The following is a 14,467-nucleotide window of genomic DNA, read 5'->3' on the forward strand; positions in this document are numbered from 1 at the left end:
TGAGAGCGGAGCCGTCCGACAGGGGCAGCCAACGCCTCTGGCCGTTCAGCCCGTACCTGCTCCACCGACCGACCGACGTGTGACAGCCGAGCGCCGTCACGCGCAGGTGCTGTTACGCGCGGTCGGCCGCGACGGCTCGACCGGACGCCGACTATCCGACGGCGGAGCGCAAAGTGACCCGATGGAGACCGAAAGTTATAGCGACGTTGACAAATGAAAGATGCATCGGTGAGGATTGATCGACCATCGCAGCGGGCCACGGGGGTTCTGCCGCGCGATAGTTCCCGCCGTCCTCGGCCCGGTGTCGAGGGCGCGGCTCCCCGTGGCCCAATATCGGGGAGGCCATGTGGTCGCAACACCTGCCGATGTCACACCCCTACTACTGATCCTGGCGTTCGCCGCCTTCGTCCTGGTGGGCGCGCGCCGACGCTCGACCTGGCCGGTCCGGCTCGCCCTGGCCGCGGGTGCGGGTCTCTGGATCGCCCTCGCCGGCGGCGCCATGTGGATGGTCAGCCAGGCCACCGCGGCGTCGCTGCCACCGCCCGCCGGCACACCGGGGAATCCCTGCGTCAGCGGAGCGCCGACGAAGACCTTCGACGTCTCGCTGATCAACCTGCCGATCTTCCTCAACCGGTTCGGGGACGTCGTCCCCGAGGGCAGGATGTACATCCTCGACTCGAACATCGCCACGGTCCGGCAGAACTTCGCCAGTGCCGCCGACCCGTACAAGGCGAACATCGACGACCTGATCGAGCCGCTCACCCTCCGGGTCAACAAGGGTGACTGTGTCACGGTCAACTTCACCAACCGGCTGAACGAGGCCGCACCGACCCTGGACCGCACGGTCCGGGACTCGGCGATCTACACCCTGCCGGGTGAGGTCAAGAAGGCGGCCGGGTCGACCACTCTCGGTGCCCGGGAGTTCGCGCCGGCGCTCTCCGCCCCGAAGATCGACTTCGATCCGACCACGGCGCCGAACGCCTCCATGCACTTTGACGGTCTGGACTACGACGTCAAGACCGCCGACGGCACCGTGGTGGGCAACAACCCGGACTCGACCGCGGCGCCGGGTGGCAGCATCACCTACCTGCTGCACGCCCAGGCCGAGGGCGAGTACCAGTTCAAGGACGGCGCCGACTTCAGCTCCCGGCAGACCCAGCCGAAGGACTCCACCGGCAAGGTGAAGTTCATCGGCTCGCACGGGTTCGGGGCGTTCGGCGCCATCGTGGTCGAGGCGAGTGACGCGACCTGGGTCCACTCGCGTACCGGTGGGCCGCTCGCGTCGGGCACCCGGGCAATCATCAAGCGGCCGAACAACAAGGACTTCCGCGAGCACGTGCTCTTCATGCACGACGAGGTGGAGGCGGAACCGGGCATCCTGACCCGGTTCTGCCGGGGCGGGTCGGCGGACAAGACCGGCTCCGAGTGCGTCCAGCCGAGCGCGGCGCAGACCGCGGTCCTGACCAAGGACACCCTGCCCGGCCTGGGCGGCGGTGACGCGGACGCCATCGTCCAGTACCACGAGGAGGTGCCGGTCAAGCTCGAGTGGTTCGCCTTCAACTACCGGGCCGAGCCGACCTTCAACCGGGAGGAGATCGGCTGCCCGGCGGCCACCGTGGCCGGCCAGGGCTACCAGGCGAACGAGTGCGTCGGTGAGGAGACCTCGCTGTCGTCGTGGATCTACGGCGACCCGGGCGGCGGCGACCTGGTCTTCCCGAACTACCGGGGTGAGCCGACCCAGGTCCGGCTGTTGCACCCGGCCGAATTCGAGACGCACACCTTTCACTGGCACGTCAACCGGTGGGCGTACGACCCGGAGAACGAGGGCGGGCTGGACGCGATCAGCAGCCCCAACCACATCACCGGCAAGACCAACATCCTCGACGTGCAGTCCGTCTCCCCCGGCACCAGCTACGACCTGGTAGTCCAGGGCGGTGCCGGCTCCTCGCACAAGACGAAGCAGGCCACCTTCGGCGACATCATCTTCCACTGCCATCTCTACCCGCACTTCGCCACCGGCATGTGGGGTTTGAACCGCACCCTCGACAAGTTCGAGGACGGTACCCGGAAGAACCCGGACGGCACGCCCATCCCGCGGTTGGAGCCGCTGGCCGACTTCGACTACGAGCCGGGCGGCTCGATCAACCCGCCGCCATCGCCGGACGCCACCCGCACCGGCTTCCCGCACTTCGTGCCCGGTGTCTTCGGGTACAAGGCGCCGAAGCCTCCGCTGGGGGTGTCGGATCGCAGCACGGGCGGTGTCTTCCCGCCGACCAGCAAGGAGAAGGCTGCGGCCGACACCGGCGCCCAGGTGCCGGGCGGCTTCTTCCAGAACCCCTGTCCGACCGGGCGGCCGGTGAAGACCTTCAACATCTCGGCCATTCAGCTCAACCAGGTCTACAACCCGAAGGTGAACTGGCGAAATCCGCAGTCCCGCGTCTACGTGCTCGACTCGGAGCGGGACGCGGTACTGGCCGGCAAAAAACCGGAACCCTTCTCACCCTTGCTCAATGTGGGTGACTGCGTGGTCTACAACCTGACCAACCGGCTGCCCATGACCTACGGCGGCACCGCCTTCGACCGGCTCCAGACCACCAACGAGGTCGGCCTGCACCAGCACATGGTCCAGTTCGACGTGCTCTCCTCGGACGGGGCCGCCAACGGTTGGAACTACGACCAGGGCGCGGACGGCGCGGCCGACGGCAACGGGCAGACCATCACCTACCGCGACTTCGTGCACGAGAACACCTCCACGAACTCCTTCCACGACCACTTCTACGCCAACGTCCACCAGGACGCCGGGCTCTTCGGCGGCGGGACCATCCACGACGCCGGCTGCACCTTCCGGGATCCGGTCAGCAACGCGGTGGTCACGATCGGCACCTTCGTCTCGGTGCAGTGCGCCGCCACGACCGACTACAACGGCAAGGTCACCGACGGGTACGACTACCGCAACGTGTCCCTCTTCATCGAGGATCACGTACCGATGTTCAAGGATCCGGATCCGAACACCGCCAACGACGACCAGTTCGTCACCGCCCACGGCGTGCCGATCCAGCCGGCCAAGTTCCCGTCCAGCAACGACGACCAGGGCGTGATGGGCATCAACTACCGGCTGGAGCCGTTCGAGGCGCGCCGGGACAAGGATCCGTCGCAGGTGTTCGCGGCCCCCGACGAGTTCTCCGGGAATCCGTACACCCCGATGCCCATGGCGTTCAAGGGCGATCGGATCAAATGGCGGATATTCCAGTTGTCCCAGGAGGAGTCGCACGGCATCAACCTGGACGGCAGGTGGAGGCACGAGCCCAAGGATCCCAACTCCAACATCGTCTCCGCCCAGCACATCGGCATTCTCGAATACTTCGAGATGCAGGTGAAACCGCAGACGGAAGGCCGTAAGGGCGGCGGGCCGGTGGACCGGGACGAGCTCTACTTCCTGGGCGGCTCGGACGACATGTTCCTCGGCGCCTGGGGCTATCTACGGGTCATGCGGTGCCAGTACTGGGGCCCGTCCGTCGGATCGGGGCCGGATGATCCGCCACCGGCGCCGAAGTCGCTGCTGTACCCGTTGCCGGACAACACCGCCAACGCAGCGAACTGCATCGACGAGAAGCCGACGACCGGGACCCCGCCGCCCGGAACACCGTGCGTCGACGGGGCGCCGGTGAAGGCGTTCAGCGTCGTGGCGATCAACCGGGACATCACCTACAACAAGGCCGGTGACCACGATCCCCACGGCCTGCAGTACGCCCTGGAGTCCGACTGGGCGAACAACACCGTCAAGAACGAGCCTCTGGTGATCAGGGCCAACGTGGGTGACTGCGTCGAGGTCACGCTGAAGAACAAGCTCGACCCGGCCAAGATGGTGCCGAGCTGCTTCGAGGGCGTGGAGCCGGGGCAGTTGGGTTACCGGACCGGATCGCTCAGCTACCCGGGTTGCCTCGACCAGCCGCCGAAGGACGAGGTCAATGTTCCGGGGTTCCTGCCGCTGCCGGTGAGCAACCGGGTGTCGATGCGGCCCCAGCTGACCGACCACTGGAGCTTCTCCGCCGGGGTGAACGTCGGCGCGATCCATGGCTACGACCGCACGGCGGGGCCGGGCGAGCAGGTCACCTACCGGTGGTACGTGCCCGCCGCCGGCATGGCGATGCTGCGCGACATGGCCGACCCGATGCACCACGCCTCGCACGGCCTGTACGGGGCGCTGATCATCGAGCCGGCGGGCAGCACCTACCTCAACCCGAGCACGGGTGCCCCGCTGGCCAGCGGAGTCAGCGCGGTGATCTCCAATCCGAACGTCGCGGACTACCGGGAGAACATCGTGCTGATGAACAGTGACCTGGCGCTGTTCCGCCAGGACACCAACGGCAACGTCGCCGACGACCAGCCGGTGCCGGACAACTTCGACCTGTCCCTGACCGCCAGCAACGAGGCGGACGACGCCGAGGACCAGGGCGAGTTCGGCATCAACTACAGCAACGAGCCCTGGGCCCACCGGTACGCCAACGACCAGAACATCACCAACATCTTCAGTTCGTACGTCCACGGGGATCCGTCGACCCCGACGTTCCAGGCCTACGGCGGGGACAAGACGGTGTTCCACGTCGGCCAGGCGGTCGGTGATCCCCGTTCGACGAGTTTCGCACTGCACGGCCACCTGTGGCGGCGCGGGCCAAACGACTCGCAGTCCCAGCTCGCGGCGGCGCAGGGGCAGTTCAACCCGGGTGTTTCGTACCAGATCGTGCTGGACCCGGCGGCCAACGGCGGCGCCGGTGGGCGACGCGGAGCGGCGGGTGACTACCTGTACCGCTCCGGCACCCTGGCCCGGCACCTCACCGGCGGCCAGTGGGGCATCTTCCGGGTGCACGGGGCGGGTCGGACGGGCCTGATCGCGCTCCCGGATCGGCCGGTCGCCGGCAGCGGCCCGGCGGCGTAGGCGAGGAGGAGTCACCAGCATGCAGGACGACATGTGGACGCAAGGGCGGTGCCGACGGTGACCGCGCTGAAGGAGAAGCTGCGGCTCTCCGACGAGATGCTCGGCCGTCCGGCGTTCGTCGGCAAGCCGGTCCGGGCCGGGAAACCGGCCCGGCCGGGGCGCCGGCCGCGCCGGCGGGGACCGAACCGGTTCCGGCAGGGCCTGCTCCTGGGCATCTGCGTCGGGATGACCGCCGCCCTGCTGGTCGGGGTGGTCGGCTTCCTGGTCACCCGGCCTCGGGGCGTCGCCCCAGCGGCCGCGGAGACGGCCCCGGCCGAGCGGCACGGCCAGGGCGACCAGCAGAAGCAGCCGCAGGCGGCGATCTCCATCGACAGCGAACACCTGGGCGACCTCCAGGTGCGGATCTCGGCGAAGGTCAGCTCCCCGACCAGCTACGACCCGATCAACAAGGGGCAGGTCGTGGCGTACACCGACATGGTCGCCATGCCGATGGCGCACAAGTCGGGTCCGATCGTGATGGCCGAGGCGCCCGGGCAGCCGGGCGTCTACCAGGCCCTCACGAACGTGCCGATGGCGGGTGAGTACAACATCATCGTCGAGGTGAAGCAGCCGATGGCCTCCACCGCGAACCAGCGGTTGGAGGTCGGCACGGTGCAGCCGAAGAAGTGACGGCATGACAAGGCGATGGGCGGGCCCCGTCGGGCCCGCCCATCGTCGTCCGTACCGGGTCAGTCCTCGGCCTTGCCGCCCTGCATGCCCGAGGAGATCAGCTCCATCACGGAGGAGTCCTGGAGCGTGGTGACGTCGCCCAGCGACCGGTGCTCCGCCACGTCCCGCAGCAGCCGGCGCATGATCTTGCCGGAGCGGGTCTTCGGCAGCTCCGGCACCAGCATGATCTGCCGGGGCTTGGCGATCGGGCCGAGCGTCTTCGCCACGTGGTTGCGCAGGTCGGCGATCAGCTGCTCGCCCGCCTCGCCGGAGACCTCCGTGCTGCCGCGCGGGATGGCGAACGCGACGATCGCCTGCCCGGTGGTCGGGTCGGTCGCGCCGACCACCGCCGCCTCCGCCACCGACGGGTGGCTGACCAGGGCCGACTCCACCTCGGTGGTGGAGATGTTGTGCCCGGACACCAGCATCACGTCGTCGACCCGGCCGAGCAGCCAGATGTGCCCGTCGTCGTCCTTCTTGGCCCCGTCGCCGGCGAAGTACATGCCCTCGAACCGGCTCCAGTAGGTCTCGATGAACCGGTTGTCGTCGCCCCAGATGGTGCGCAGCATCGACGGCCACGGCTCGCGCAGCACCAGGTACCCACCGCCGCCGTTCGGCACCGACTGGCCCTGGTCATCCACCACGTCGGCGACGATGCCGGGCAGCGCGGTCATCGCCGAGCCCGGCTTGGCCGCGGTGACGCCGGGCAGCGGAGAGATCATGATCGCGCCGGTCTCGGTCTGCCACCAGGTGTCCACAATCGGCAGCTCACCCCGGCCGACGTGCTGGCGGTACCAGATCCACGCCTCCGGGTTGATCGGCTCGCCGACGCTGCCGAGCAGCCGCAGCGACGAGAGGTCGTAGCCGGCGGGAATGTCCTCGCCCCACTTCATCATGGTGCGGATCAGCGTCGGCGCGGTGTAGAGGATCGTCACCTGGTACTTGTCGACGATCTCCCAGAACCGGCCCTTGTGCGGGGTGTCCGGGGTGCCCTCGTACATGACCTGGGTGGCGCCGTTGGAGAGCGGGCCGTACACGATGTAGGAGTGCCCGGTCACCCAGCCGATGTCGGCGGTGCACCAGTAGACGTCCGTCTCCGGCTTCAGGTCGAAGACCGCGTGCGTGGTGTACGACGTCTGGGTGAGGTAGCCGCCGGTGGTGTGCAGGATGCCCTTCGGGCGGGCCGTGGTGCCGCTGGTGTAGAGGATGAAGAGCGGGTGCTCGGCGTCGAACGGCTGCGCGGTGTGCTCCGGCGCGGCGGTCTCCACCGTCTCGTGCCACCAGTGGTCCTTCGCCGACCAGGCGACCTCCTCACCGGTGCGCCGGACCACCAGCACGTGCTCCACCGACGGGCAGTTCGCCACCGCCTCGTCCACTGTCGGCTTCAGCGCCGACGGCTTACCCCGCCGGTAGCCGCCGTCGGCGGTGATCACCACCTTGGCGGTGGCGTCCTGGATCCGGTTGGTCAGCGCGTCCGCGGAGAAGCCACCGAAGACCACGCTGTGCGTCGCGCCGATCCGGGCGCAGGCCAGCATCGCGACCGCCGCCTCCGGGACCATCGGCAGGTAGATCGCCACCCGGTCGCCGGCGGTGACGCCGAGGTCGGTCAGCGCGTTCGCCGCCTGGCAGGTCAGCCTGTGCAGGTCGGCGTACGTGAGGGTGCGGGTGTCACCCGGCTCGCCCTCCCAGTGGATCGCCACCTTGTCGCCCCGGCCCGCCTCCACGTGCCGGTCCAGGCAGTTGTACGCCACGTTGAGCTGCCCGCCGACGAACCACTTCGCGAACGGCGGGTTCGACCAGTCGAGCACCTGGTCCCACTGCTTCGACCAGGCCAGCCGCCCGGCCTGGCGCGCCCAGAAGCCGAGCCGGTCCTCGGCCGCCTCGGTGTACACCTCGGCGGTGACGTTGGCGTTCGCGGCGAGCTCGGCCGGCGGCGGGAACTGGCGCGTCTCGTTCAACAAGTTGGCCAATGCCTCGCTCATGCGGTGACTCCTTCGTCGCGTGACCTGCGTCTCCTACCCGGCTGAGGTTAGTCGTGCCGCGGCGCGCCCGCGACAGCCTGGTGACCGCCGACGCGCCCAGCGGCCCCCGTTGCGCGCCGGGTGGCCCCGGTCGCCTTCCGTCCGGGTGGCGCCCGGCGGGATGGGCGGGCTCGCTAACGTGGCGGGGTGACCACCGATCCGCTCGCCCCGCTGCTCGGGCTCGCCGACATCGCGCCCGCCGTCGAGCGCGCCCGCGACCGGGTCGACCAGGCACACCGCCACCGCGCGCTGCGCCGGCACGGCGGCCAGGTCGCGGCCGAGGTCAGCCTCCGGTCCGCGGTGGCCAGCGCCGCACTCGAGGGTCGTACGCACGAGCGCGAGGCGGTCCGGGCCGGCACCGTCACCGACGCCGTGCTCCAGGGCGCGCTGCGGGTCGCCGGGGCGCTCCCGGGACTCAGCGAACTCTGGCCGAAGGCGCCGCGCCAGGTCCTCGCCAAACTGCACGTCCTCGCCGCCCGTGACGTCGTGGCGGAGCCCGAGCTGGGCCGCCCGGTGGCAGACCCGGTGGTCGCGGCGCGCCTCGACGGGCTGGCCGACCTGGTCGCCGGCGGCACGAAGGTCTCCCCGCTGGTGCTGGCCGCCGTGGTGCACGGCGAACTGCTGAACCTGCGCCCCTTCGCCGGGCCGTCCGGGGTGGTGGCCCGGGCCGCCGCCCGGCTGGTGCTGCTCTCCACCGGCTTCGACCCGCGCGGGCTGGTCGCCGTGGACGTCGGCCACCAGGAGCGGGAACCGGAGTACGTCGGCGCGGCCGGCGCCTTCGCCACCGGCACCCCGGACGGCCTCCGCTCCTGGCTCCGCCACTACATGACGGCGGTCGAAATCGGCGCGGACCAGATCGAACTCATCGGCGACGAGGTCCTCGCCGCGTCCTGATCCGCCGGCCGCTCGCTGCCGCTGTTTCCGCGACTTGCCGCAGGTGGATGCCCCGGGCGACCGGGAGGCAGCGACATGCGGGAAACGGCGCCGATCCCCGGCCAGGCCGAACGGCCGGGCGGGCGGCGTCTTGAGGGCGGGGCGATGCCGTGCGGTCGGGGCGGCGTCTTGAGAGCGGGGTGGTCAGGCGACCGGGGCGATCTTGGCGCGGCGGTGCCGGCCGTACCAGGCGATGCCGATGGCCACCCCGACGCCGACGCCGAGGGCCGCCGCGGCAACCGGCACGGCGGGCCGCTCGCGCAGCCGCCGGCCCAGCGGGACGGGGTGCCGGAACTCCAGCACCGGCCAGGAATTCTCCACCGCCAGCCTGCGCAGTGCCCGGTCGGGGTTGACGACGGTGGGATGCCCGACGCACTCCAGGAGCGGCCGATCGCTGTACGAGTCGGAGTAGGCGTACGAGTCGGCCAGGTCGTAGCCGCGCGCGGTGGCCAGCTCGCCGACCGCGTCGACCTTGCTCGGGCCCGCCGCGTAGAACTCGACCTTGCCGCTGTACCGGCCGTCCTCGACCGCCATCCGGGTGGCGATCACGTCGGTCACCCCGAGCAGCGCGCCGATCGGGCGGACCATCTCCTCGCCGGAGGCGGAGACGAGCACCACGTCCCGCCCGGCGGCCTGGTGCTCCTCGATGAGGGCGGCCGCCTCGGCGTACACGTACGGGTTGATCAGCTCGTGGAGCGTCTCCGCGACGATCTGGCGGACCTGTTCCACCTGCCAGCCCTTGCAGAGCGTGGCCAGGTAGTCCCGGGTCCGGGCCATGGTCTGCTCGTCGGTGCCGCCCAGCCGGAACATCAGCTGCGCGTACGCCGACTTGACCACGTCTCGCCGGGTGATCAGACCGTCCCGGTAGAACGGCCGACCGAACGCCAGGGCGCTCGACTTGGCGATGACGGTCTTGTCCAGATCGAAGAAAGCGGCACTTCGGCCCACGGCGCGAAAGTCTAGCCCGATGGTGCCCGGTCGGCTGGTGCGCGGGGTCTCCGGGCCGGCCCGGACGCTCCCGCCGCGGCCGAGAGTGACGACGGTCACACTCTCCGAACACGAATTGGCAGTGGGTGGAGCGCAGACCACTCGACGTATACCGGTCCATTGCGGCATGCTTGTGCGCGACGAGAGCTCACGTCTCGTCCCCCGGAAGCCCTCGGCGGTTGCACCCCCCGTGACCGCTGAGTGGGTTCGGCTCGACCCCCCCGGAGCCGAACCTCCGACGACCCCCGTCTCCCCCCGACGGGGGTCGTCCCTTTCTGCCAGAAATGCTCCGCCGCAGGTCACAGGCCCTCCTCGTCCTCGTCCAGGACGCTGTCCGGCGTGGCTTCTTCCGCGAAAGGCAGCAGAGAGGCAGCAGAGCCGTCGAAAGCAGCGAGAACGCGAGCCGCGTAGTCGTCCGGGGTTTGCGTATAACGATTGAGCGTCGTGGACGCCTGCTCGTGGCCCATGACCCGCTGAACCAGGTTGATCGGTACACGGGGTGATCATTGGTTGCTGGGACCGACCAGGCCCGGGGACCGGGCTTCGCCCCACGCCCGATCCCCGGGTCGTCGGGATGTCACCCTCGCCTGTCAGCCTGGCGGAGCATCGCGTCTTGTTCGGGGTCGGGCATGAGCTCCCGGACCTCTTGCGCGCAGCGGCAACCAACGGCGATCTTGGCAGCCCACGCCAGCGCCTCCTCGCGTGAGGCCACGTCGACGACCGAGAACCCGCCAATGACCTCCTTGGTCTCCGGGTAGGGGCCGTCGGTGACCGTCCCGTCCGTGGCCACGACGCTCGCCCTCTGGCGTTCGAGTCCGGCGCCGAACACCCACACGCCAGCATTCACGGCCTCCTGGACCACCGCGTGCGAGGCCTTGCCCACGTCGGCCCACTCCTCGTCGGGGATGTGGTCCATCGCGCCGTCATTGAACGAGATCAAGTACCGGGTCATCCCATGACTCCCTTGTCCCGGCGGCCTCGTCCGGCCGCCTCTCACCTGTTCTACGATCGACCCGCCCCGGATCCGACGCTATGCCGGAAGAACTTTCACGGGGCCCCCGCCGCTCGGCGCCTGCGGGCGTCATGTCGCCCCTGTTCGCGGAGATCATCGCCGCTGCCACCGGCTACGAGTAGTCCCATCGCACTTATCTTCCGCCGGTCGGGCGTTACGGCACGCGACGGAGGAGCGGCTGCGGCCAGCGGGGTCGTGCTGGGAAGCGCACTGGAACATATCGGGACAACGCTCCGGCTTGAGCATCTGACACCGAGGCCCGGACTGGACAAGCCCCTTCGCGAGGGTAGGCGTCCGGCGCGTCTCGGGCCGCGGTTGCGGATGCCTCCGCCCATCTCACCGGTGGGCGAAGATGAACCCGCCCTCGATGTTCGGGGCTGGGCGGTGCATCATCTCGGCCTCGACGGTGAAGCCAGCGGCGTGCAGCCAGGCCGCGACCCGATCCGGTGGGCGGCGGTGCACGTAGACGTTCATCGGGTGTCCGCCGTAGCCCTCCGTCTTGAGCCGACTGCCGTCGCCGGCGTAGAACCCGAGCAGCATGATCGCGCCGGGCCGCAGCACCCGGTGGAACTCGGCAAGGACCGTCGGTACCTCGTCGTCGGGGACGTGGATCAGGGAGAACCAGGCGAGCAGGCCGGTCAGGCAATCGTCGGCCAGTTCGAGGCACGTCATGGAGCCGACCTCAAAGCGTAGGCCGGGATGGTCCCGCCGGGCCACGTCGATCATCGCGGGTGACAGGTCGATGCCGAACGCGTCCAGGCCGATGCTGTGCAGGTGGGCTGTGATGCGGCCGGGGCCGCAGCCGACGTCGGCGACCGGCCCGTTCCCCTCGGCGCGGACCAGTTCGGCGAAGAGCGCGAGGATGCCCCGCTGGAACGGTTCGTGGGCGAGGGCGTCGCGCAGCAGGTCGGCGTAGCTGACCGCCACCGTGTCGTAGGACGTCCGGGTGTCGTCGAGCCAACCGGGAACGCGCATGCGCTGCACGATAGCCCCGACTCGCCAGCGGCGTCGGTCTGGCCGACACCATGATCGGTCTGCGTAACTTCGTCCCCAGCTCCTGATCGCGTGCACGGATCTGCCGCCGACCGGGCGCTACGCAGCGTCACGACAACCGGATCACGCCGGCGCCCGGTCGTGCCGAGATCAGTGCATCAGTGTGTGAGGGATGCGGCGCGTTGGGAAGCTTCGATAATTCGTTGGTCGCTTGTTGGAGGCGGCCGTCCGGCACGCACTCGGCGCGGCGGGTGCGGGTCCGGCCCGTAGCAGCGGGTGAAGGGGATAAATGGCTTGCACAGGCGCCGGGCTGAGAGTTTGACTGCTCGCCATGCCTTTCCCCTCACCGATCTTCGTTGCGGGTACGGGTCGTTCGGGAACGTCACGGATCGCCGACATCATCGGCGAACATCCGCTGATCCATCGGATTCCCATGGAGACCCGGTTTCTCATCGACCCGGGTGGCCTGCGAAACCTGGCCGACGCGCTCACCGATCGATACGACCCCACCGTCGGTGAGGACGCCCTGCACCGGCTGAGCGACTTCCTCACCGTACGAGTGCCCGGCCGGCGCGACGATCGCGGCAAAACCGTTCCCGAGCTGGTCGGCGAGCGGCGCTACCGGGACGCGGTGCAACAGCTCTGGCCGCAGTTGATCGCGTACACATACGACGAACCTGCGCCCGCGGAAGGCTTCGGGAACGCCGACCGGCCTGCCGGGCCGTTCGAGCCGCTGAGCCGCCGGCGGGTACTACCCAGGTATTTCAGCGACCGGGGCGAACTGCTCGGAATCTTGCGGGGCCTGATCGACACCATGTTCGGCGGAGCAGCCGCCGACGCGGGCAAGCCGACCTGGTGCGAGAAGACACCGTTCAACCTGCTGTGCATGGAGTTCCTCTGGGAACTGGTCCCCGAAGCGACCATCGTGCACATCAAGCGTCACCCGGTCTCAGTGCTCGCATCCCACCTGGCCCAGCCATGGGCACCGCCCACCGTCGACGGCGCGCTCGCCTACCTCAAGCCGGTCTACCACCGATGGCTCACCTGGAAGAACACGGTCGACCTGACGGGCAGGCGATACATCGAGGTGAAAGCAGAAGATCTCGCAGCCGACTGGCCCGGGCAGCGCCGCGCCCTGTTCAAACGGCTCGACGTCGACGACTTCGCCACCCCTTCAACGTTTCAGTCGCACAAGCTGACGAACCGCAACGACCAATTCGACGACGAAGCCCGCGAGTTCATCGAAGAAGCACTCGGCAAGGTCATCCCGGCCATGGGATATGAGTGACGGCTCTGGCTCTCCACCTTGACGACGCCGCATCGTGCCCCTCGAACGCCCGGTAAACGCTGCTTCAGCCGAACCGCATCGCAGACCACTCGTTCCTAACTTTCCGGCCGTCTTTTGAGCCCGCGCTTATGGGCGGGTGCACGCTGCTGCCGCCGACCGCGTGTTACCGACAGTGACCCCACATCGACGCGCGGAGACGCCCGGTCGTGCCGAATTGAGGACGCGTCGCGCACTGGCGGGCGACGGGTGATGTTCAGGCAGGCAGTGACGGGCGCTCTTCCTCGACGGCCTCACGGAAGCGCCCTCTTGCCCGCATCATTTCGAGGGCCTGCCTAGCACTCGGCTGGACTCTGGTCGGCCAGCCGGAGCCAATGAACTGGTCCTCGGATTGGGCGTCCGGCGTCGCTGTGCAAGCAGCCCGGAGTAGCCGCTGAACCTCGGCGAGAGCCTGAACCTCATGTGGTGTGAAGCTGGTCCATTCCCGCCAATGCCACGGCCCGTCGTCGTCGATGATGTCGAAGAACTGCTCGACATACTCCACCAAGCCGACCTCTCGGACACCGTTGTCCCCCTTGCTATCTCCGGCGCTTCCATCGCCCGATTCCGCAGGGCTGTTCGACAAGGCGCTCGCTCGGGTGCTCGACATCGTTCATCTCAGTGAGGGTAACCAGAGGCAACGCACGCACATGCCGCGATCCGCGGCACGCAGCGTGACGGCTGGAGCTGCCGCTCGCCATCCGGATCTGCCGAATTGAGTGCGCCGCCACACCGGGCGGGTTGGTCGCGGGTGTGTATTGCGGGCGTATCGAGAGTGCTTACGCCACCGCAACAGCCCTACCGATTAGATGGGCACATGAACCACAGCGCATCCCTGTCAGCACCGACCCGCCGCACACGCAGGACCGTGCTCCTGAGCCTGGCGGTCATCGGCGTGGCGAGCGTCGCGTTCGCCGTGCGGCGACCGCTTCTGATGTCCGCTCCGAGGTGCATGGCCGGGCGGTGGCACGGCTGCTACGACACGGAGAACGGTGTGCTGCTCATGATGCTGGTGGGGCTGCCGTTGGCTGCTCTGGTGGCGTGGGCTCTGGCGCGCTTTCGGCGTGCCACCGGTAGCACATCGGCGTGGCGGATGTCGCTGGCCGAGATGGGCCTGGTCTACGGGACGGTACCGCTCGTATGGATCACCATGATGCCGGGACCGGGGGCCGGCACCGTCCCAGGCCGGGTGAGCCTGATCCCGCTGCGGGACCTGCTCACGATGGGGCCCGTCGGGATCGGCGGCAACCTGCTGATCTTCGCGGCGCTAGGGTTTTTCGCCCCTATGAGGTTCGCGGTGCTGGCGTCCGTGCCGCGGATCCTGGCGCTCGGGGCAGGCTGCTCGGCCCTGGTCGAAACCGCACAGTACGTGCTGCGGCTGGACCGGGTGTCCTCCGTCGACGACGTGCTGGTCAACGCCGCCGGCGCCGTGCTGGCCGGGCTCGCGTCGCGCCACTGGTGGCGCACCGCGGCGGAGCTACCGTCGGACCGGCCGCGCCCCGCGCCGGCAAGGGCAGACTGAGCGGCGTGTCCAGTAGGCGAATGTCAGCGAT

The 14,467-nt window shown here is 69.2% G+C and carries 12 protein-coding genes; 5 read left to right on the forward strand and 7 right to left on the reverse strand.

Features of this window, described 5'->3' with window-relative positions:
* Positions 1-346: 346 nt before the first annotated feature.
* A complete protein-coding gene (locus tag ACFOYX_RS31500; RefSeq protein ID WP_322441088.1) occupies positions 347-4,936 on the forward strand; it encodes a hypothetical protein in 4,590 nt (1,529 codons plus the stop codon).
* Between the two features lie 33 nt (positions 4,937-4,969).
* Positions 4,970-5,605: a FixH family protein gene (locus ACFOYX_RS31505; protein ID WP_322441087.1), complete on the forward strand. Its 636-nt coding sequence runs from the start codon at positions 4,970-4,972 to the stop codon at positions 5,603-5,605.
* 59 nt (positions 5,606-5,664) lie between these two features.
* Here ACFOYX_RS31505 and acs read toward each other — a convergent pair whose 3' ends face one another.
* On the reverse strand, positions 5,665-7,626 hold the full coding sequence (gene acs / locus ACFOYX_RS31510; protein ID WP_322441086.1) for an acetate--CoA ligase: 1,962 nt from the start codon (positions 7,624-7,626) through the stop codon (positions 5,665-5,667).
* Positions 7,627-7,812: 186 nt separating this feature from the next.
* On the opposite strand from acs, the gene ACFOYX_RS31515 reads away from it, so the two are divergent.
* Entirely contained in the window at positions 7,813-8,559 is a 747-nt protein-coding gene (locus ACFOYX_RS31515) for an oxidoreductase (RefSeq protein ID WP_322441085.1), read from the forward strand.
* A 183-nt stretch (positions 8,560-8,742) separates the two neighbouring features.
* Here the strand turns inward: ACFOYX_RS31515 and ACFOYX_RS31520 are convergent, their stop codons facing one another.
* The 5 genes from ACFOYX_RS31520 to ACFOYX_RS31540 all read right to left on the reverse strand — a co-directional run bounded on the left by ACFOYX_RS31520 (position 8,743) and on the right by ACFOYX_RS31540 (position 12,122).
* A complete protein-coding gene (locus ACFOYX_RS31520; RefSeq protein WP_109800007.1) occupies positions 8,743-9,546 on the reverse strand; it encodes an HAD family phosphatase in 804 nt (267 codons plus the stop codon).
* A 338-nt stretch (positions 9,547-9,884) separates the two neighbouring features.
* Positions 9,885-10,052 carry a hypothetical protein gene (locus ACFOYX_RS31525; RefSeq protein WP_322441084.1) on the reverse strand — a complete coding sequence of 56 codons (168 nt, stop codon included), beginning with the start codon at positions 10,050-10,052 and terminating at the stop codon, positions 9,885-9,887.
* Between the two features lie 110 nt (positions 10,053-10,162).
* The gene (locus ACFOYX_RS31530) at positions 10,163-10,537 is read right to left on the reverse strand and encodes a YciI family protein (RefSeq protein ID WP_109800002.1); all 375 of its coding nucleotides are present in this window, start codon (positions 10,535-10,537) and stop codon (positions 10,163-10,165) included.
* A gap of 396 nt (positions 10,538-10,933) precedes the next feature.
* The gene (locus ACFOYX_RS31535) at positions 10,934-11,572 is read right to left on the reverse strand and encodes a class I SAM-dependent methyltransferase (protein WP_322441083.1); all 639 of its coding nucleotides are present in this window, start codon (positions 11,570-11,572) and stop codon (positions 10,934-10,936) included.
* A 400-nt stretch (positions 11,573-11,972) separates the two neighbouring features.
* Positions 11,973-12,122: a hypothetical protein gene (locus tag ACFOYX_RS31540; RefSeq protein ID WP_336635929.1), complete on the reverse strand. Its 150-nt coding sequence runs from the start codon at positions 12,120-12,122 to the stop codon at positions 11,973-11,975.
* Positions 12,123-12,149: 27 nt separating this feature from the next.
* Here ACFOYX_RS31540 and ACFOYX_RS31545 point away from each other — a divergent pair, with 27 nt between their 5' ends.
* Positions 12,150-12,878, forward strand: coding sequence for a sulfotransferase (locus tag ACFOYX_RS31545; RefSeq protein ID WP_336635931.1), 729 nt, complete (start codon positions 12,150-12,152; stop codon positions 12,876-12,878).
* Positions 12,879-13,131: 253 nt separating this feature from the next.
* On the opposite strand, the gene ACFOYX_RS31550 is transcribed toward ACFOYX_RS31545, so the two are convergent.
* Complete coding sequence (locus ACFOYX_RS31550; RefSeq protein WP_322441081.1) at positions 13,132-13,419, reverse strand: hypothetical protein; 288 nt, start codon at positions 13,417-13,419, stop codon at positions 13,132-13,134.
* Positions 13,420-13,782: 363 nt separating this feature from the next.
* Here ACFOYX_RS31550 and ACFOYX_RS31555 point away from each other — a divergent pair, with 363 nt between their 5' ends.
* The gene (locus ACFOYX_RS31555) at positions 13,783-14,436 is read left to right on the forward strand and encodes a VanZ family protein (RefSeq protein ID WP_322441080.1); all 654 of its coding nucleotides are present in this window, start codon (positions 13,783-13,785) and stop codon (positions 14,434-14,436) included.
* Positions 14,437-14,467 lie beyond the last annotated feature (31 nt).

The organism is Micromonospora sp. GCM10011541 (assembly GCF_042650725.1).
Taxonomy (GTDB): domain Bacteria; phylum Actinomycetota; class Actinomycetes; order Mycobacteriales; family Micromonosporaceae; genus Micromonospora; species Micromonospora sicca.

Excerpts from the sequence above, each read along its gene's own strand:
- acs (WP_322441086.1), bottom strand. The coding sequence starts at position 7,626 with ATGAGCGAGGCATTGGCCAACTTGTTGAACGAGACGCGCCAGTTCCCG.
- ACFOYX_RS31525 (WP_322441084.1), bottom strand. The coding sequence starts at position 10,052 with ATGGGCCACGAGCAGGCGTCCACGACGCTCAATCGTTATACGCAAACC.
- ACFOYX_RS31530 (WP_109800002.1), bottom strand. The coding sequence starts at position 10,537 with ATGACCCGGTACTTGATCTCGTTCAATGACGGCGCGATGGACCACATC.
- ACFOYX_RS31535 (WP_322441083.1), bottom strand. The coding sequence starts at position 11,572 with ATGCGCGTTCCCGGTTGGCTCGACGACACCCGGACGTCCTACGACACG.